At 69.9% G+C, this 18382-nt stretch carries 16 protein-coding genes and 1 tRNA gene; 9 read left to right on the top strand and 8 right to left on the bottom strand.

What is annotated here, in order from left to right:
* The first annotated feature begins 74 nt into the window (after positions 1-74).
* Entirely contained in the window at positions 75-752 is a 678-nt protein-coding gene (locus FK267_RS02635) for a uracil-DNA glycosylase (RefSeq protein WP_075377902.1), read from the top strand.
* A gap of 66 nt (positions 753-818) precedes the next feature.
* On the opposite strand, the gene FK267_RS02630 is transcribed toward FK267_RS02635, so the two are convergent.
* The gene (locus FK267_RS02630; RefSeq protein ID WP_009407550.1) at positions 819-1286 is read right to left on the bottom strand and encodes a hypothetical protein; all 468 of its coding nucleotides are present in this window, start codon (positions 1284-1286) and stop codon (positions 819-821) included.
* Positions 1287-1459: 173 nt separating this feature from the next.
* On the opposite strand from FK267_RS02630, the gene ispF reads away from it, so the two are divergent.
* The 4 genes from ispF (at position 1460) to FK267_RS02610 (ending at position 6295) form a co-directional block, all read left to right on the top strand.
* Positions 1460-2104: a 2-C-methyl-D-erythritol 2,4-cyclodiphosphate synthase gene (ispF, locus tag FK267_RS02625; protein WP_232622499.1), complete on the top strand. Its 645-nt coding sequence runs from the start codon at positions 1460-1462 to the stop codon at positions 2102-2104.
* A gap of 125 nt (positions 2105-2229) precedes the next feature.
* Positions 2230-3822, top strand: coding sequence for a cysteine--tRNA ligase (cysS, locus tag FK267_RS02620; RefSeq protein ID WP_141406160.1), 1593 nt, complete (start codon positions 2230-2232; stop codon positions 3820-3822).
* Positions 3823-3885: 63 nt separating this feature from the next.
* On the top strand, positions 3886-4884 hold the full coding sequence (rlmB, locus tag FK267_RS02615; RefSeq protein WP_141406158.1) for a 23S rRNA (guanosine(2251)-2'-O)-methyltransferase RlmB: 999 nt from the start codon (positions 3886-3888) through the stop codon (positions 4882-4884).
* A 169-nt stretch (positions 4885-5053) separates the two neighbouring features.
* Positions 5054-6295 carry a hypothetical protein gene (locus FK267_RS02610; RefSeq protein ID WP_141406156.1) on the top strand — a complete coding sequence of 414 codons (1242 nt, stop codon included), beginning with the start codon at positions 5054-5056 and terminating at the stop codon, positions 6293-6295.
* 196 nt (positions 6296-6491) lie between these two features.
* On the opposite strand, the gene FK267_RS02605 is transcribed toward FK267_RS02610, so the two are convergent.
* The 4 genes from FK267_RS02605 to FK267_RS02590 all read right to left on the bottom strand — a co-directional run bounded on the left by FK267_RS02605 (position 6492) and on the right by FK267_RS02590 (position 10275).
* On the bottom strand, positions 6492-6845 hold the full coding sequence (locus tag FK267_RS02605; RefSeq protein WP_249039331.1) for a hypothetical protein: 354 nt from the start codon (positions 6843-6845) through the stop codon (positions 6492-6494).
* Between the two features lie 151 nt (positions 6846-6996).
* Positions 6997-7476, bottom strand: coding sequence for a hypothetical protein (locus FK267_RS02600; protein WP_141406153.1), 480 nt, complete (start codon positions 7474-7476; stop codon positions 6997-6999).
* Positions 7477-7587: 111 nt separating this feature from the next.
* Complete coding sequence (locus FK267_RS02595) at positions 7588-8964, bottom strand: DUF4032 domain-containing protein (protein WP_141406151.1); 1377 nt, start codon at positions 8962-8964, stop codon at positions 7588-7590.
* Between the two features lie 183 nt (positions 8965-9147).
* A complete protein-coding gene (locus FK267_RS02590) occupies positions 9148-10275 on the bottom strand; it encodes an ABC transporter ATP-binding protein (RefSeq protein WP_141406149.1) in 1128 nt (375 codons plus the stop codon).
* A gap of 354 nt (positions 10276-10629) precedes the next feature.
* Here FK267_RS02590 and FK267_RS02585 point away from each other — a divergent pair, with 354 nt between their 5' ends.
* Entirely contained in the window at positions 10630-12681 is a 2052-nt protein-coding gene (locus tag FK267_RS02585) for a serine/threonine protein kinase (RefSeq protein ID WP_141406148.1), read from the top strand.
* Between the two features lie 96 nt (positions 12682-12777).
* Here the strand turns inward: FK267_RS02585 and FK267_RS02580 are convergent, their stop codons facing one another.
* Positions 12778-13182: a hypothetical protein gene (locus FK267_RS02580; protein ID WP_232622498.1), complete on the bottom strand. Its 405-nt coding sequence runs from the start codon at positions 13180-13182 to the stop codon at positions 12778-12780.
* Between the two features lie 429 nt (positions 13183-13611).
* Positions 13612-14052 carry a hypothetical protein gene (locus FK267_RS02575; protein WP_232622497.1) on the bottom strand — a complete coding sequence of 147 codons (441 nt, stop codon included), beginning with the start codon at positions 14050-14052 and terminating at the stop codon, positions 13612-13614.
* A 255-nt stretch (positions 14053-14307) separates the two neighbouring features.
* Here FK267_RS02575 and FK267_RS02570 point away from each other — a divergent pair, with 255 nt between their 5' ends.
* The 3 genes from FK267_RS02570 (at position 14308) to FK267_RS02560 (ending at position 16749) form a co-directional block, all read left to right on the top strand.
* On the top strand, positions 14308-15237 hold the full coding sequence (locus FK267_RS02570; RefSeq protein ID WP_141406146.1) for a DsbA family protein: 930 nt from the start codon (positions 14308-14310) through the stop codon (positions 15235-15237).
* Positions 15238-15358: 121 nt separating this feature from the next.
* Positions 15359-15434, top strand: a tRNA-Thr gene (locus FK267_RS02565).
* A gap of 88 nt (positions 15435-15522) precedes the next feature.
* Positions 15523-16749, top strand: a complete 1227-nt coding sequence (locus FK267_RS02560) for a methyltransferase domain-containing protein (RefSeq protein WP_141406145.1) — start codon at positions 15523-15525, stop codon at positions 16747-16749.
* Between the two features lie 8 nt (positions 16750-16757).
* On the opposite strand, the gene FK267_RS02555 is transcribed toward FK267_RS02560, so the two are convergent.
* Positions 16758-18122: a PAS domain-containing protein gene (locus FK267_RS02555; RefSeq protein WP_141406143.1), complete on the bottom strand. Its 1365-nt coding sequence runs from the start codon at positions 18120-18122 to the stop codon at positions 16758-16760.
* Positions 18123-18382 lie beyond the last annotated feature (260 nt).

The following is an 18382-nucleotide window of genomic DNA, read 5'->3' as shown; positions in this document are numbered from 1 at the left end:
TCCGGCTCACAAGGCGGTGACATCGGGCCCGGCAGATTCCTGCGGTGTGACAGGTGGGCCGTTAGGCTCGCAGCGTGACATCCGCCAAGCCCCTGTCCGAGATCATCGATCCCTCCTGGGCGCGCGCCCTGGCCCCCGTGGAGCCCACGGTCCATGAGATCGGGGAGCGGCTGCGCCAGGAGGTGGCCTCCGGCGTCGGGTACCTCCCGGCGGGGACCGACGTGCTGCGCGCCTTCACCTACCCGATGGAGGACGTGCGCGTCCTCATCGTCGGCCAGGACCCCTACCCCACCCCGGGTCACCCCATGGGGCTGAGCTTCTCGGTGGCGCCCGGCGTCAAGCCCCCGCGCAGCCTGGAGAACATCTTCCGCGAGCTGGTCAGTGACCTGGGTGTGCCCAGGCCGACGTCGGGGGACCTGACGCCGTGGTGCCAGCAGGGCGTCATGCTGCTCAACCGGGTACTCACCGTTCGCCCGGGGGCACCGGCCTCGCACAAGGGCTGGGGCTGGGAGAAGGTGACGCAGCGGGCGATCGAGGCCCTGGTGGAGCGCGGCGGCCCGCTCGTGGCGATCCTGTGGGGGCGGCCGGCGCAGTCGCTGACCCCGATGCTGGGGCAGACCCCCATCATCGCCTCACCGCACCCGTCCCCGCTGTCGGCCTCGCGCGGGTTCTTCGGCTCACGCCCCTTCAGCCGCGCCAACACGATCCTCACCGAGATGGGGGCCGCGCCCGTCGACTGGCGCCTGCCCTGAACGTCGAGGGCCGGCCCGCTCAGCGCCGACCAGCCCCCTTGGTGGAATCGCGCCCGTGAGGGCTGCTCAGCCGGCGAAGGGCGAGTAGAAGGAGAACACGAGACCTCCGATGCACTCAAGCGCACCAAGCCACTGAAGAGGGATGAAGAAGAAGGTGTGGATGTTACGTCCCGCCCGTTCCGCATTGCGACTCTCGCCGGCCACGACCTGCTCGATCTGCTGAGCAGCCTCCGCCTCGGAAGACGGCTCCGGGGCACCGGGAGCCATCTGGAAGGCATCGTTGGCCACTCGCTCCCACAGATCGGCCCGCAGCTGATTGCGGAAGTCCTCAGCATTCTGAGCCGGGCGAATGATGTTGAGCCACCGACCAAGGAAGAAGTTGGCCACCCCTGCCAGCAGAAACCCTATTCCGCCGCCCAGTGCTAACGCCGACTCGCTGGTCCCCAGCAGCGCCTCCACGACTGTCAGAGAGCCGAATACTCCCGCCAGAGTGACAAACAGACCCAGAATTCCCCAGCCACGCCAAATAATCATGGAGGCAATATAAATGCTTCCGCCTTCACCGAGTGCCGGAGAGACTGTGACCTTGGCCGGCAGGCCGCCACCGCATAGCGCTCGTCCTTCCGGTCCACTACCAGACCGGGCCGACGACGGCCGGGCCGCCCCGCTCGGAACGCGGCCGGGGACCATCTGGTAGACACGGCCCCATGTCCGCACGCCAGTCAGACCAGTCATCCCACGCTGCTCAGCCCATGGACGCCGCCCCCGACTCGCAGGCCCCGGCACCGTCCCGGGCCCGCCACGCCGCCGGCCCAGCCACGATCGACCTGAACCAGATCGCCCAGTTCCTGCCGCGCACCGGCATCGGCACCGACGTGCATGCCTTCGCCGCCCCCGACTCGGGCACCCCCATGCATCTGGCCTGCCTGGAGTGGCCCGGCGAGGTGGGCCTGGCCGGTCACTCCGACGGCGACGTCGTCGCCCACGCCTGCTGCGACGCCCTGTTCTCGGCCGCCGGACTGGGCGACCTGGGCTCGAACTTCGGCACCGCCGAGCCCCAGTGGAAGGGGGCCTCCGGGACGGCGCTCCTGAGCGAGGCCGCCCGCCGGGTGCGCGAGGCCGGCTTCGAGATCGGCAACATCGCCGTCCAGCTCGTGGGCGAGCGCCCGCGCGTGGCCGCCCGCTCCGCGGAGGCCTCCCGCGCGCTGTCCGAGGCCGCCTCCGCCCGGATCTCCTTCTCCGCCACCACTACCGACCACCTGGGTTTCCTGGGCCGCACCGAGGGCCTGCTCGCCGTCGCCACCGCCCTGGTCTACCCGGTCCCCGACGCCGTTCACCCGGTCGTACCTTAGTCCTCGAGGTCGTACCCTGAACCCTCGACTGCGAGGACTAAGGTACGACCGCGACGTCGAGCACCTCGGGAAAAAGTCCTGGTCCTGGTAGACACCGGTGGCGGGCGGCCAGGTAGCCTGTGCCTGTGAGCATCACCCCCACTGAGCCCCCTGAGTCCGCGGGCCCCGCCGACTCCGCCGCCTCCGCCGCCCAAGCGGACGCGCCGGCCCTGCGTCTGTACGACTCCGCCGCCCGCGCGATCGTGCCGCTGGCCCCCACTGCTACCCCCGGCCTGGTGACGATCTACCTGTGTGGTGCCACCGTCCAGGGCTCGCCCCACATCGGCCACATGCGCAGCGGGATCGCCTTCGACGTTCTGCGCCGCTGGTTGGAGCGCTGCGGCCAGGAGGTCCGCCTCATCCGCAACGTCACGGACATTGACGACAAGATCCTCAGCAAGTCCGCTGCCGCCGAGCCGCCGGTGCCGTGGTGGGCCTGGGCCCAGCGCTTCGAGCGGGAGTTCGACGCCGCCTACCGCGCCCTGGGCGTGGACGCCCCCACCTACGAGCCGCGCGCCACCGGACACATCCCCGAGATGATCGACCTGGTCCAGCGCCTGCTGGACGCCGGCCACGCCTACGTCGGCGAGTCCGGCAACGTCTACTACGACGTGCGCTCGCTGCCGGGCTACGGCTCCCTCACCAACCAGCGCCTGGAGGACCTGGCCACCACCGAGGACGAGTCCCAGCTCGATGACGACGTCGAGGCCGACAAGCGCGACCCACGCGACTTCGCCCTGTGGAAGGCCGCCAAGCCCACCGAGCCGGCCGACGCCGCCTGGGAAGCCCCCTGGGGTCGGGGCCGGCCCGGCTGGCACCTGGAGTGCTCGGCCATGTCACGCCGCTACCTGGGCGAGACCTTCGACATCCACGGCGGCGGCATCGACCTGCGCTTCCCCCACCACGAGAACGAGCAGGCCCAGTCCCACGGAGCCGGCTGGGGCTTCGCGCGCCACTGGGTCCACAACGCCTGGGTGACCATCAAGGGCGAGAAAATGAGCAAGTCGCTGGGCAACTCCCTGGTGGTGGCCGAGCTGCTCAAGCGCTACGACGCCGCCGTGCTGCGCCTGGCCCTGGGCACCGTCCACCACCGCTCCACCGTGGAGTTCTCCGAGGAGACCCTGGCCGACGCCGCCGCCCTGTGGGAGCGACTGTCCGGCGCGATCCTGCGGGCCTACGAGTTCTGCGACGGCGGGGACGCCAACCCCGTCGACGCCTCCGCCGAGCAGGTGCGCGCCCGGGCCCTGCCGGCCGAGTTCACCGCCGCCATGGATGAGGACCTCAACCTGGCCGGCGCCATGGCGGTCATCCACGCCACCCTCAAGGCCCTCAACGTAGCCCTCACCCAGGCCGCCCCGAGCGGCGGCCAGGGGGCCGACGACGCCCTGCGCGCCTCGGTGACCGGCCTCGCCCTGGACCTGCGCTCCCAGCTCGACGTCCTGGGCCTGGACCCGCTGTCCGAGCCCTGGCGCACCCGGGTCCTCGACGGCGCCGGCTCCTCCCAGGGCGGTGCCGCCATGGAGGCCCTCGACCGTCTCATCCGCCACGACCTCGACGAGCGGGCCCAGGCCCGCGCCGCCAAGGACTGGGCGCGCGCCGACGCCCTGCGCGACAAGCTGACCGGGGCCGGCGTCATCGTCGAGGACTCCCCCTCGGGCGCCCGCTGGCACCTGGCCTGAGCGGCCCACCCACCACCTACGACTCTTTCGCACCAACTCGTACCGTCACGAACAGGAGGCCGGATGCCCGGCAACGAGCAGTACCCCGGCGCCAAGCGCCGCCCCGGCTCGAAGAAGGGACCCACGAAGGGCTCGGGCGGCCAGCGCCGCAAGGGCCTGGAGGGCAAGGGCCCCACCCCGCGCGCGGAGAACCGCGTCGGCCACCCCAAGGCCCGGGCGAAGGCCCGCGCCGAGTCCCGGGCCGCCCAGCCCACTCGCGCCAAGCAGCTGGAGAAGATCAAGCGCCGCTTCGACGTGCCCGAGGGCCACGAGATCCTGTGCGGGCGCAACGCCGTGGCCGAGGCCGCCTACGCCTCGGTGCCCATCACCCGGGTCTTCATGGCGGTCTCCGCCCAGTCCGACGAGCGCCTGGGCGCCGTGGTGCGCCGCGCCGCCCTGCTGGGCGCCCCGGTGCTGGAGACCACCAAGCTGGACCTGGACGCCCTGACCGACTCCGCCGCCCACCAGGGCGTCGCCATCGAGGTGCCCGCCTACGAGTACACCACGGCCCGCGACCTGCTCGAGCGCGCCCGCGCCCTGGGCCACACGCCACTGCTCGTGGCCCTGGACCAGGTGACCGACCCCCACAACCTCGGCGCGGTCCTGCGCAGCGCCGGGGCCTTCGGGGCCGACGGCGTCATCATCCCCGAGCGCCGCTCGGTGGGCGTCAACGCCACCGTGTGGAAGGTGTCGGCCGGCGCCGCCGCCCGGGTGCGCGTGGCCCGCGAGACGAACCTCGTGCGCACCCTGGAGCAGCTGAAGAAGGAGGGCTGCTTCGTCGTCGGCCTGGACGGCTCGGGCAGCACGGTCATCGAGGACCTCACCCTGGCCGACTCACCCCTGGTGCTGGTCACCGGCGCGGAAGGCGCGGGTCTATCCCGCCTGGTGCGCGAGACCTGCGACGTGCTGGCCTCGGTGCCGATCAGCCGCAGCGTGGAGTCCCTCAACGCGGCCGTGGCCACGGGTATCAGCCTCTACGAGGTCGACCGTCTGCGGCGTCGGGCCACCGACGCCGGCAGCTGACCCCCGCCGCTCAGAGCCGGCCGTCCCCCGACGGAGGCGGCCGAGCCGGCCGATCCACCGGATCCGACGGTTCCGGCCGCCCCCGGCAGGAAATGCGCCCGGTTTACACTTCCCCATGACGGCCCCGTTGCTGACACAATGGGCCGCATCCGATCCACAGGAGGTCCCCATGGCCCAGGACGCTTCGCAGCGCTGGAACCGCACCGACGGCGTGCTCATCGCGCCGGGCACCACGCCGGAGGCCGTCGCCGACGCCTTCGCCGAGCGCGGGGTGGTCGTGCGCCTGGAGTGGTTCCCGGCCACTACCCACTTGCTGAGCCTGACCCTCATGACCGACGTCGAGGGCCGGGTCGCGGTGACGCCGCCCTCGCGCGGGGGCGTTGTGCCCGGCCCGAGCGTCAGTGAGCTCGTGGAGTCCCTGGCCCGGCAGTTCACGGCCGATGTCGCCGTGGGCCCGGCGACCTTCAACGCCCTGCCCGACGACGTCGAGCTGCCCTCGATCTCCCACCACGGCTCGGCCAGTGCCCGCACCGTGGTGATCTCCCCGATGAGCGCCTACATGGTGCCGCTGCAGGCCACCCTGCTGGAGCGCCCCCTGGCGGTGGCCTCGACGCCGAGCCTGGACCGCCGCATCGTCATGTACTCCGGTGAGGGCACGGAGCTGGGAACCTTTGGCTGGGACGATGAGTCCCTGCCGGCCCTGGTGCTGACCTCCGACTCCGAGGACATGTCCATCCGCGCCATCCCCACTGGGGACCCGGAGGATGACGCCGTCTTCTCCTGGGGCATGACGTCGCGCTACGTGTGGGGCGGGGTCAAGGAGCCCGGCCCGGCCCTGAGGTCCCTGGTGGATGAGCTGCTGGCGGACCTGACCGATGCGTCGGGGATCGTTGACGCCGTACCTGGCGCGGACCTGGAGGCCGCGGCCGCCGCCATCGTCAAGCCCGGCATCGACGGATTCGCGGCCATGCTTGAGGCCCTGGGCCTGCCCGACTGGGTGCTGGAGGTCCTCACCGGCCGCCTGGCGCCGGTGGAGGTTCCCGGCGTCGTCGTGCACGAGCCGCGCGGGCTGTCCAACGCGGTGGGCCGCAGCGTGGGCCTGCTGCTGGCCGACCCCTCCACCCCGGGCTCGGCCTTCTGGCAGGGCTATGTGCGCACGGTGACGGACAAGCCGTGGGCGGTGCGGGGCGCCGCGCTGCTCGAGGCGGGTCTGGGCGGGGCCCTCGTGGGGGCCGCCGTGCGCCGTCGTCGCTCGACCGGCAGCATCCCGGGCGGGATGGCGGCCGTGGGGGCCTTCCTGCTGGTGGACGCCATCACCGAGGTCTCGCTGGCCTCCTGGACGCGTCACCGCGAGCTGCGCCGCCGCGCCGACGAGGAGATGGCCCTGGTCGCCGAGGAGCTCGGCGCCTAGAAGCGTCACGCTGCAGGGGACATCTGGCACCACCCACCGGGGGCCTTCCACGCGTCCGGGGACATTCGACGCCGTCGGGGACAGGACCCCTGTCCCCGGACGCGCGAGGTGTCCCCCTCCGGGGCGGAATGCACCCGACCGCGCGCAATGTCCCCGCCCGTAAGCCGCACCGGTAAGCCGCAGGTGCGCCGGCGGACTATTCAGGCATCCCCCGGCTCAAGAGGATCAGCAACGGCACCACGGCAGTCGCGCCAATGACGAGAATAGACAACAGCACCACCAGCACGAAGATCAGCGACCCCTTCTCGGTTCGAGACATGCCGTGGTGCTTCCCTATGCTCAGCGCCCCCGGGTCGCCGTTCAGGATCGAGGCGCGGTAGAACACCGGGACCACCTGGCCGGGCTGCACGACGAACTCAAGACGCGGCTTGGGACTGAGGAAGGCTGCGAAACGGAAGGAGACGACACTCACCGGCCCCGGCGGCACCGCCACCCTCACGAGCTGGCCCGCGGACAGGCGCATCGACCAGCCGTTGATCGTGATGGACACGGTGCTCCTGCCCGGCAGTGAGACGGACGGGTCGAAGTACAGGTCGATGAATGCGCTGTTGTCCGGCGTGGCCCCGGGCAGGGCCTGAAAACCTTGACTGTACGCACTCATCCCAGCTCTCCCTCAGTCTTCACTCGATACGCAACGCCGGCTAGGACGCGCCCAGGCTGTTGAGAAACCAGAACACCAGCCCCATGAAAATGGCGAACACGGCCATCGAGCCGAGAATGACGGCGAACATGATCTTCATGGAGTTGAGATCGTTCCGCTCGGAGGGCGAGAGCCCCTCGAACCTCTGGAACGTCAGTGATCCCGGGTTGCGCTCGAAATGGGAAGCCCGATAGAACACCGGCACCCTCTGACCGACATGCACAGAAAAGTCAAGCCGTGCCGTCGAACTGTAGAGGAGCTGGTTGATCTGCTGCACAACAATCGACACCGGCCCGGCCGGAACCGCCAACGCGACGGACTGACCGAAGCCCAGCCACAGCTGGTAACCATTGATGACGAGCGACACCCTCGACCTTCTGGGGTATCCCTTGACGGACGGGTCGAAGTACAGGTCGATGAAGGCACTGTTGTCCGGCGTCGCCCCAGGCAGGGCCTGAAATGCGGGCACGTCCTGGCTCATATCCCCGTCACGGCCCTTCTCATCACCTCAGCTGATCGAGGCCAGACTATCAACCGGCCAGGCGTTACCGGGCGCGAACGACGACGCACCAGCCGGCCTGCTGGGCGCGCCCTACTCCCCCTTGAACTTCATGCCGGCGGTGAAGCCATAGGGGTTGGCGGCGTAGTCGGCCAGGGTCTGCTCGTCGCGGGCGGCGAACTCGGCGTCGTCCTCGGGCATCGCCTCATCGGTGTCGTCGTCGACGACGATCGCCTCCATCTCCTGGGTGTCACCGACCCCCAGGTAGGCCCGCTCGTCACGGTGCTGGGGCAGCACCGTGGCCACATAGTCCTCCACCGCCTCCTGGGTGGTGACGTAGCGGTCCTGGGCCTCGGACATGTACCAGCGGTGCTCGAGAATCTCGTGGAAGATCTCCGCGGGCTCCAGCTTGCGGCGCATCTCGACGGGGACGGAGTGAATGGTGGGCTCGAAGACCTCCGCCAGCCACGAGTGGGCCACCAGCTCGATGGGGTCCTCGCTGCGGCCGGTGATGGCCCGGTAGGCCTCCAGGTCGTTGAGCATGCGCTGGCCCTGACGCTCCTGGACGTCCAGGCCGGTCAGTCGCATCACCTGGCGGTGGTAGTGGCCGGCGTCGACGACCTTGGGTTGAATGGTGATGTGGTTGCCGTCGGAGTCGGTGTTCATGGTGAGCTCGGCGACGTCGTAGCCCATCTCGTTGAGCTTCTCGACCCGGCGGCGCAGACGCCAGCGCTCATCCATGGAGAAGGACTCCTTGGCAGTAAGCACGTCCCACAGCTCGGTGTAGCGGCTGACGATCCGGTCCCCCACCTCAATGGTGTCCACGCTCGGCTCCAGCAGGGCGCCGGCCTGGAGGTCCATGAGCTCGCCGATAATGTTGGTGCGGGCCACGTCGATGTCGTAGAGGCGCTTGCCGTCCGTGAGGCCCTCGGGGTGGAGCTCCCCGGTCTCGGCGTCCACCAGGTAGGCGGCGAAGGCCCCGGCGTCGCGACGGAAGAGCGTGTTGGACAGGGACACGTCCCCCCAGTAGAAGCCCAGCAGGTGCAGGCGCACCAGGAGCACGGCGAGCGCGTCAATGAGTCGGGTGGCGGTCTCGGGCCGCATGTACTGGCTGAACAGCGCCCGGTAGGGCAGGGAGTAGGACAGGTGCTCGGTGATGAGCACCGAGTTGAGCTCCTCACCGGTGACGCTGCGGCGGCCGGTGATGACCGCCGTCGGATGCACGCAGGGCGCCCCCAGTCGCACCAGGTCGCGCAGGAGCTCGTACTCGCGGTGGGCCACGGACTCGCCGATCTCCTTGACCGCGATGACGCGCTCGGAGAGGTTGACGAAGCGCACGATGTGGCGGGACAGACCACGGGGCAGCGCAGCGAGGACCTCGGTGGGCCACTCCTCCAGCGCCGTCTCCCAGGGGAGGTCGAGCAGCGCCGGGTCAATGGTCGCCGCCGTGATCTTCATGGACTGGGACATGACGTCATTCTTTCAGGCAGGAACCCAATTTGCTTTTCGAGACATGAGCCGCCGACCACACTTCTTCCCGTGCCGGCCGCTGAACCTCCCCCGCCGGTTGGCCTTCCGCCACCGGTCCCCTCGGTGAGTGCGACGACGGCGCCGCCCCGGGACAGGGGAACGGCGCCGTCGTGCTCAGCATCCTCAGGCGGGCAGGCGCTTGCCGGTGGAGGCGGAGAAGATGTGCTCCTGACCGGGGCGGATCCGCACGTAGACGGTCTCACCCGGCTCGGGGGCGGTGCGCGGAGGCACGCGCACGATGATCTGGCTGGAGTCCTCACCGGAACCGAGCTTGGCCTCGGATTCCTCGGCGCCGACGAGCTCACCGTAGATGTAGGCGTCGGAGCCCAGCTCCTCCACGAAGGACAGGCGCACCGGGATGGAGTGCTCGTCCTGGGCGGAGACGACGTCGAGCGACTCGGGCCGGAACCCGATGGTCACCTTGCCGCCGTCCTCGGGGGTGATGGCGTCCAGGGTCGCCTTGGACAGCTGGATCTTGGCGGCGCCGACGGTGGCGACGTCCCCCTTGACCGTGAACTGTCCCAGGTTCATAGCCGGCGAGCCGATGAAGCCTGCGACGAAATCGTTGGCGGGGTGGTCGTACATCTCGCGCGGGGTGCCGACCTGCTGGAGCACGCCGTCCTTGAGGACCGCGATGCGGTCACCCATGGTGAGAGCCTCGGTCTGGTCGTGGGTGACGTAGACCGTGGTGACGCCCAGCGAACGCTGGAGCGAGGCGATCTGGGTGCGGGTCTGCACACGGAGCTTGGCGTCCAGGTTGGACAGCGGCTCGTCCATGAGGAAGACCTTGGGCTTACGCACGATGGCGCGACCCATGGCCACACGCTGACGCTGACCACCGGAGAGGGCCTTGGGCTTGCGGTCCAGGTACTCGGTCAGGCCGAGGATCTTGGCGGCCTCGCGCACGCGCTTGTCGATCTCGGCCTTGGGGGTGCCGGCGATCTTCAGGGCGAAGCCCATGTTGTCGTGCACGGTCATGTGCGGGTAGAGCGCGTAGTTCTGGAAGACCATGGCGATGTCACGGTCCTTGGGCTGAACGTCGGTGACGTCGCGGTCACCGATGAGGATGCGACCGGCGTTGACGTCCTCCAGGCCCGCGAGCATGCGCAGGGAGGTGGACTTACCGCAGCCGGAGGGGCCAACGAGTACGAGGAACTCGCCATCGGCGATCTCGAGGTTGAGAGAGTCAACGCTGGGGCGGTCATTGCCCGGGTAGATACGTGTGGCGTTCTCGAAAGTCACAGTTGCCATGAGTGGTGCTATCCCTTCACCGGCAGGTACGTGCCGGACGATCCGTCGTGAAAGGTGCCGATGCGTGTCCGCATTGACACGTGCCGCGATCAGCCGTTCGACCGCGGACGGGCTCATCTTGACACAGGTTTCCCGCTTTGACCAGAGATTCTCAGCAATCAGTCAGCGCGGTCCTCGACGGCGATGGCGGACGGTGGAGACCTCCCCATCCCCGCCGTCGGAATCCGCCCGACCCGATACCGGCAATCCGGCTCCACCACTGGCTTTACTCCCGCGACATGGCCCACAGTCGGGCGAAGAGCCCCACAGGTTCGGGGCGCCCACGAGCGAATCCGGGCCGGTACTGTGGGGGGCATGACGCAGAACTTCGACGCGCACCCGGGCGAGCCGGTCACCCTGAGCAAACTGCGCGCCGGCACCTCAGTGGGGGGATACCGGCTTCTGCGTCGCCTGGGCGCCGGCGGCATGGGCGTGGTGTGGGAGGCCACCGATGAGGGTGGGCGCCACGTGGCCATGAAGATCCTCCACCCGCAGATCGCCGCGGACCCCACCGCTCGGCGCCGCCTGGACCGGGAGGCCAGCGTCCTGGCCCGGGTGAGGGACACGCGCGTGGCGCGCATCCTGGACATCGAGACCGGGGACGGCTCCCAGGGCATCACCTTCGTCATCACCGAGCTCATCGAGGGCCCCACCCTGCAGCACGAGGTGGAGCACGAGGGCGTCTACGACCTGACCACTGACGCCCGCGACCTGGCCGACCTGGCCCACGGCCTGGTCGACTCACTGCGCGCGGTGCACGCCGCCGGCGTCATCCACCGCGACCTCAAGCCCTCCAACGTCATGCTCGGTGCGCAGGGGCCGGTTCTCATCGACTTCGGCATCGCCCAGGTGGCCGACGACGTCCGTCTCACGCAGACCGGCCAGGTCACGGGTACGCCGGGGTTCATCCCTCCGGAGATGCTCGACGGCGGTGAGCCGAACGCCGACGTCGACTGGTACGCCTGTGCGGGCGTGCTTCTGTTCACCGTCACCGGGCTGGCGCCCTTCGGTTCGGGCGCCTGGCAGGTGGTCTTCCGGCGCGTCTACGCGGGCACCCCGGAGCTGGGGAACCTGGAGGAGGAGTGCCCGGCGCTGGCGCGGGCCTTCACGGCGGCGCTCGCCCCTGAGGCGGAGAACCGCCTGACCCCGGACGGCCTGCTGGAGGTGCTCGATGAGATCGCCGAGGGCGGGACCGGACAGGAGGCGGTCGACCGGCTCCTGGGACCCGAGGACGAGGAGCCGGAGTTCAGCGAGCTGGAGCGGAGCACCAGTACATTCACCCCTGGTTACGGCTCGACCCCGGGGTCGCCTCGGGATGCTCGCAGCGCGACCTCGGCCTCCCCGGCCGCTTACGGCAGCCCCGTCTCCGCGCCCTCCGGCGCGGAGGGAGGGTACGGGTACTCGGCGCCGTCGGCCGCGTCCGGCGCTTCCACTCAGCCCCCACCGGCCATCCCGCCTCGCCAGTGGTACCAGAACAGTTCGGCGATGCCCTTACGGGGGGCGCAGTCGATGCAGTACGGCGTGGGTGCTCCTGCACCTGCGGCCACCTCGGGGGCGTACCCGCGGCCGGCGCCGTCGGGGCAGGTGCCGATGTTCCCCTATTCGGGTCAGCATCCGACGGCGTATCAGCCCGGTTACTCCCAGGCCGTCGCCGGTCCGACAGCTGCACCTTCGGTGGGAGCGATGGCGGGACCGATGGCAGCCGGCGCCCGGGGAGCGCAGATCAGCCGCGGCAACGCTCCCAGACGTCCCGGGGAGCTGCCCCAGTGGGCGCAGGAGCCGGTGCGTCACCCGATAGCGATGCTGGCCCTGTGGTTCATGCTGTCCGCGGCCGGGATCTTCAGACCGGTTTGGATGGCGATCATCGCGGCGATTCTGACGGTGGTGGCCGGCGCTGTGGGCCGGGCCCAGGACGCTCGGCGTTGGAACCGGCTTCAGAGGGGCGGCACCTCGCCGTCGGACGACTCCCGCATGTGGGCCATGACCCCGTGGTACCTGGTGCGTTCGGCAATCTCTGTTGGCTTCGCTTTTCTTCTGGCCTCGGGGACTGCGTTCCTCTTCCTCATGGCTATTTTCTCATCGGATCTGGGTCAGGAAAAATCCGAGACTTTTGGATCGATCCCGCTACCTGTTCGTTTCTACACCATCTTCCTCTTGGGGGTCGCCCTGGACCTTCTCATCCTGTGGCTGGCGCCATGGGGTGCGGCGACGCGACGCGGTGGCGCGCATATCCTCAATTCCGTCGCCCCCAGTGACAATGCCCGAAGGAACCTGGTCATGGCCATGTTGGGTATTGGGGCCGTGATATTGATTCTGTCCTTTGCTGGGCTGATGCCGATTCCGAGGATGAGCCCTTACGGGACCTGAGATGCCGCCTCGGCGGCGGGCGCCATGGTTGCCCGGCGACTTCCACCTCCGGGGCCCGCGGCGCGCTGGGCTCAATGCTGCCCCGCGCGGGCATGGTCAGCGGAAGAAGGGGAAGCCTCCGAAGCGGAGGGTCTTGCCGCGGTAGGCCCGGATCATTTGGACGGTGCACACCAGCACGTGGACCCCGACCATGGCCAGCGCCATGATGATCGGGGTGCCCCACGGGATGAAAGGCACCGAATCCAGGTAGCGACCCGCGATGGTGAATACGGCGATCTGGATCGCTACCAGAGCCAGCTCCACCAGCAGCAGCGTCAGTCCCCAGCTCGCCGCCAGGCGGCGATTCGTCCGGGCCGGTTCACGCAGGTCCTTCTTGTTCCACAGGCCGACCACGATCATCGCCACCATGGCGAACAGCACGTCGAGGATTGGCAGAGGCGCCAGCAGCCCGAACAGCCCCGCACTCCACGCCTCAGCACCCGACGGAGCAGGCACCTTCACAGGTACCGGAGCCATCATCGGCTCAGGCACCACCCCAGGGGCCGGCGCACCCGGATCCCCAGGCGCAGGGAAGGCACCGTAGCCCGCCACAGACCGCCTTGCCGGGTCGACCTCCGGCGCCGACTCCTGCACCGTGTAGTAACCACCCGAGGACGCTACGACCTCTGGATCCCGCGTCTCACTCACGCAATTCTCCCCACGCACTCCAAATCAGAGCGGCCGACCCCACCCGAATCAGCATCATCATCGCCATTGCCCTCAGTCAGCCAGTCACGCAACAATGCCTCGCACTTCGCGACGACAGGGTTTCCCCGATCCCTCTGAGTACTTGACGTCAACTCACTCTCCCGCACTCTTACTGCGGCACGTCTTGATGCAGCCACGAACCTTTTGCCCCTGCTGCATCCCTCCGAGCCAGTTCTTCTGCCTTCAGACCCCGATCTTCATCCAGTCGGGGATCGCGCCGGGGTCACGGGGGAAGACCTCCAGCTCCTTGGCGCAGTCCTCCGCCGTGTAGGGCGGGTCGAGGACCGGCTCGCGGTCGTAGTCGAAGTCGGAAATGAGCTTGTAGCCCTCGCTGCTCTTCATGGACAGCGCCGCCCAGGTCCAGGTTCCACCACGGGGGTGGGCCATGAGCGCCCGCAGGCGCACGGCCTCACGGACCAGCTCAACGGGCATCTCGTTCTCGGCCCACTGGGCGCGGCGCAGAATGCCGCGGGGCCTGAGCACGCGACTCGTCACGGCGGCGCGCGTCCCCACCCCCTCGACCTCCACCACGACCTCCTGGGCACCCACGGACTGCATCCAGTTGCCCCACTCAGTCGACATGTTCTGGAGCAGGACCATCTGCTCCTCCATCTGGCCACCCATAGGCCCATCCATCATGGTCACAATCCCCTTCACCCGGTCACTCCTGGACCGCTCGGTCTGATTCCCCCGATTCTGCCCGACCCCGACTGCACGCTTCGCGCCAACGACGACCGATGCGTCACAATCCGCCACCGGCAGACACCAGGCGTGGTTTCCTCCAGGATCCTCGGGCAGAATGTCGTCACGACAACCATCACTCGTTGACTATTCGTCTTCCTGGTCGTCCGCTCGTCACCGCACCACAAGGAGCACCGCGTGTCCAGTAACCAGCCCCGCCAGACCAAGGCCCAGCGCCGTGAGGCCGCGCGCCTCAAGGCCAAGGAGCTGCGCGAGGCCTCAGCCCGCCGCGAGCGCCGCAACATGATCGCCCGCCGCAGCTTCATCGGGGTCGCGGGCCTGGGAGTGACCGGCGGACTCGGCTACCTCGTCTACCGCGGCGTCGAGGCCAAGAACGGCACCAAGGACAACAAGGCGTCGTCGAAGTTCCCCGCACCGAGCGAGGGCCTGGCCACCGCGAAGGCGAACCAGAGTGGTATCCCCAAGCAGGTCCTCTCCGATGCCTCCTGGACCTACGGTGAGGGCCCCGCCCTCGACACCGTCGCCGCCTCGGCCCCCGTCCTGGACATCTACTTCGACTACTCCTGCTCTCACTGCGCCCAGTTCGAGGGCCTCCACACCCAGGAGATCAACCAGCTCCTGAGCGAGAAGAAGATCACCCTGGCCCTCCACCCCTGCAAGCTCCTCGAGCAGGAGTGGACCAGCGTCGTCATGAACGCGATGGGTGTGGTGCTTGATGAGGCCCCGGCCCAGTCCCTGAGCTTCCACAACGCCGCCTTCGAGATCTTCTCCCAGGTCATTCAGACCAAGAACCAGAGCAACATGACGGTGGAGGGCCTGGTCGCTGCCGCCACCAAGGTGAACGTCCCCAAGGACGTCTCCGGCAAGTTCAAGGCGGCCGTCGACTCCGACAAGTACGGCAAGTGGGTCAAGCTCGGCGATGAGGCCTTCAAGGCCCGGGAGCTGGAGGGAACCCCCACCGTCTTCTTCAAGGGCGAGAAGGTCGACCTGAACAAGCTTCAGACTCCGACCTCTCTGACCGAGCTCGTCGCCGCTGCCACCCCGACGGCGCAGCCCAGCCAGCAGGCCTCTCAGCAGCCCAGCCCGCAGCCGACTCAGCAGGGCTGACCGGGGCCCGTCGCGCCGGCCCGGGTGGCGACGGGCGCAGCACCGCCTCCCACGGTTTCCCGCCGTGGGGCGGTCTGTGACAGACTGTCCCACGCACCTGCGGCCGCCTGGCCGGCCGCGCGCCGCTTTAGCTCAGTTGGTAGAGCAGCTGTCTTGTAAACAGCAGGTCGTCGGTTCGAGTCCGACAAGCGGCTCCATTCATTGCCCGCAGCCGTCCGGGGCCCGGCCACTCCTGTCACGGCCCCACCCCACGGCCCGGCCACGAGCGCACCACCGGGAGGGGACATGTCGGTGACCGCAGCACCAGCGGCGTCCTGCGCCCTCCACGACGCCGGCACCTGCCGCTCCTGCCCCAACCTGGCCCTGCCCATTCCCGACCAGCTGGCCGCCAAGCAATCCCATGTCGCCGCCCTTCTGGCCGAGCACGTCCCGGCCGAGCTGTGGCAGGCACCAGCGGCAAGCGCCCCCACCGGCTTCCGCAACAAGGCGAAGATGGCGGTGGCCGGGACCGCCGCCCACCCCACGCTGGGGATCCTCGACGGCGCCGGATGCGGCGTCGACCTGCGCGCCTGCCCGCTGCACGTGCCTGCCATCGAGGCGGCCCTGCCAGTGCTGGCCGACCTCATCACCGAGCTGGGCCTTCGCCCCTACGACGTGCCCACGCGCCGCGGCGAGCTCAAGTACGTCCTCGTGACCGCCTCGCCCGACGACGACCTCATGGTGCGCTTCGTCCTGCGCTCCCGCCGCTACCTGGAGCGGCTGCGCGCCGCCGTGCCGGATCTGCACCGGCGCCTGCCCCAGCTGGCGGTGGCCGCCGTCAACATCCAGAGCGTCCACCAGGCCGTCATCGAGGGACCCGAGGAGATCGTCCTGACCGAGGAGGACCGCCTCCTCATGCGCCTGAGCCTGCCGTCACCGGATGGCGGCGGCCAGGCAGGCCGGCGCGCCGAGAGCGTCGAGCTGCCCCTCTACCTACCCACCCGTTCCTTCTTCCAGACCAACACGGCCGTGGCCGAGGCGCTCTACGCCACCGCCCGCGACTGGGCCGAGGAGGCCGAGCCGGCCCGGGTGTGGGACCTGTTCTGCGGCGTCGGCGGCTTCGCCCTGGCCCTGGAGGCTCCCGGCCGGCAGGTGCTGGGCGTGGAGGTCTCGGCGTCGGCCATTGACGGGGCGCGCGCGGCGGCCGACCTCATGGGCCTGGACCCGGCCCTGGTGCGCTTCGAGGCCGGTGACGCCCGCGTCCTGGACCCGGCCGCCGGGGAGCGCGCCGGCGGGGCGCAGCGCCCGGACCTGCTCGTGGTCAACCCGCCCCGGCGCGGGATCGGGGAGCAGCTGGCCACTCGGATCGAGGCCTCCGGCGTGGAGCGGGTGCTCTACTCCTCCTGCAACCCGCGCACGCTGGCGGCGGACCTGGCACACCTGCCCTCGATGCGGGTGGTGCGCTCCCGCCTGTTCGACATGTTCCCGCACACCGAGCACGCCGAGGTGCTCGTGGAGCTGGTACGGGACTGAGCCTGCGGCTAGCCGAGCTCGGCCAGGGCGGCGCGCACGTCGGCCAGGGCGCTGTTGATGGCCTCAGCCTCGAAGGGGACCTCGAGGTCGCGCAGGCGCACGGCCAGGTCGGCCAGGTCCCGGGCCTCGCCGAAGCCCTGCTCGGCCAGGGTGCGGGCGGTGGTCACGGAGTCGGCCTGCCCCGCGCCGGCGGCCGCGGCCGCATCGAGAACCTCCAGGATCGGGCCCTGGATGACGCCGAGGTCCTCGGCCACGACATCCAGCTCACCACCCACCAGCTCGCGGCGCGCGTCGAGCAGGCCGACGCGCTGGGTCAGGTTGTCGGCGCCGTCGCTCAGCGCCGAGCACAGCTCGGTGAGGCTGCCGACGGCGTCGTTGGCGTCAACCTCGTCCTGGCCCTGGAGGATCTGCAGGGCGAAGAGCCCGGCGGCCAGGTTGTGCAGGCGGGCCAGGGCAATGCGGAAGCTCACCGAGTCCAGGTCGCCGCGCAGCGCCTCGATCTGGCTGCTCAGCGGGTGGAGCTGCTCGGAGCACTCCAGGACCAGGGCGTCGACCTGCTGGCAGCGCGCGGCGACGTCGTCGGCCTGCTCTCCGTGGCCCAGGACCTCGACGTCGGTGCCGACGGCGCGCATGGCCTCGCGCAGGGTGCCCAGGCGGGTCGAGAGGGCCTCGATCTCGCCGGCCCTCTCGCCCAGGAGGTCGGCGAGCCGCTGCCCCTCCTGGAGGATGCCGACCAGCCCGGCGGTCTCCGCCTCGATCCGGCCCATGGCCCCCAGGATGCGGGCCACGGGGCCCTCGGTCTGCGGGCTGTCGGGGATACCGACGCCGTGGGCCAGCAGCTCGCCGACCTCTGCGACCAGGACCCTGCGGGTGAAGTCGATGGCGTCGGCGTAACCCAGGGCCTGCAGCTCGGCCTGGAGGGCGGCCTGCCCGGCGGCGGCCACCTCCCGGCGGGTGGAGCCGGCCGCGGCGGAGGCCTCCTCGACGTCGCGGACCCGGGCGTAGGCAGCCTCGATGTCGTCACGCAGGTCGGTGAGCATCGGCAGGGTGCGCACGGACAGGTAGCCGGAGCCGGAGGGCACGATGGTAGCGAAGACGCGGTAGTGGCCGTCGTCGGAGGAGCGGTTGGTGATGTAGGCGCTGGCGGCCCGGCCCTCCTCGATGGCGTCCCAGATGGAGCGGAACAGGCCGGCGGGCATGTCCGCGTGCCGCACCACGTTGTGAGCCCGCCCCACCAGGGCGCCGCGCGGGTAGCCGGACAGGCGCATGAAGGTGGAGTTGGCACGGCGGATGCGCCCGTGGGAGTCCGTGGTGGAGAAGAAGAGCTCGTCGGCGGCGAAGACGTGCTCGACGTGAGCGGCGGACTCGACCATGAGTGACCTTCCTAGTGACCTTCCTGGGGCGGCGCAGGCGCGCGGCGTCGGAGCCGCGAGGCCTGCGGGGCGTTGTGGGACCTTGGTCGGAAGCCTACTCTTGACCGGCCTTCGAGGCGGCCGTTCCCAGCAGGAGAGCGCGTCACCGTGGTCACGGCGCAATGGGGCCGTTTTCTGCCGATCGAGTGGTCGCGGACGCAAGCTGCTGCGGCCCACCCGCCACCGGCCCGGGGATGATTCCCCATGGTGGGAGTTCACCA

Source organism: Actinomyces oris (assembly GCF_006546825.1).
GTDB lineage: Bacteria > Actinomycetota > Actinomycetes > Actinomycetales > Actinomycetaceae > Actinomyces > Actinomyces oris.
The sequence above is the reverse complement of the archived record's forward strand: the minus strand, read 5'-3'. Positions and strand labels throughout refer to the sequence as shown.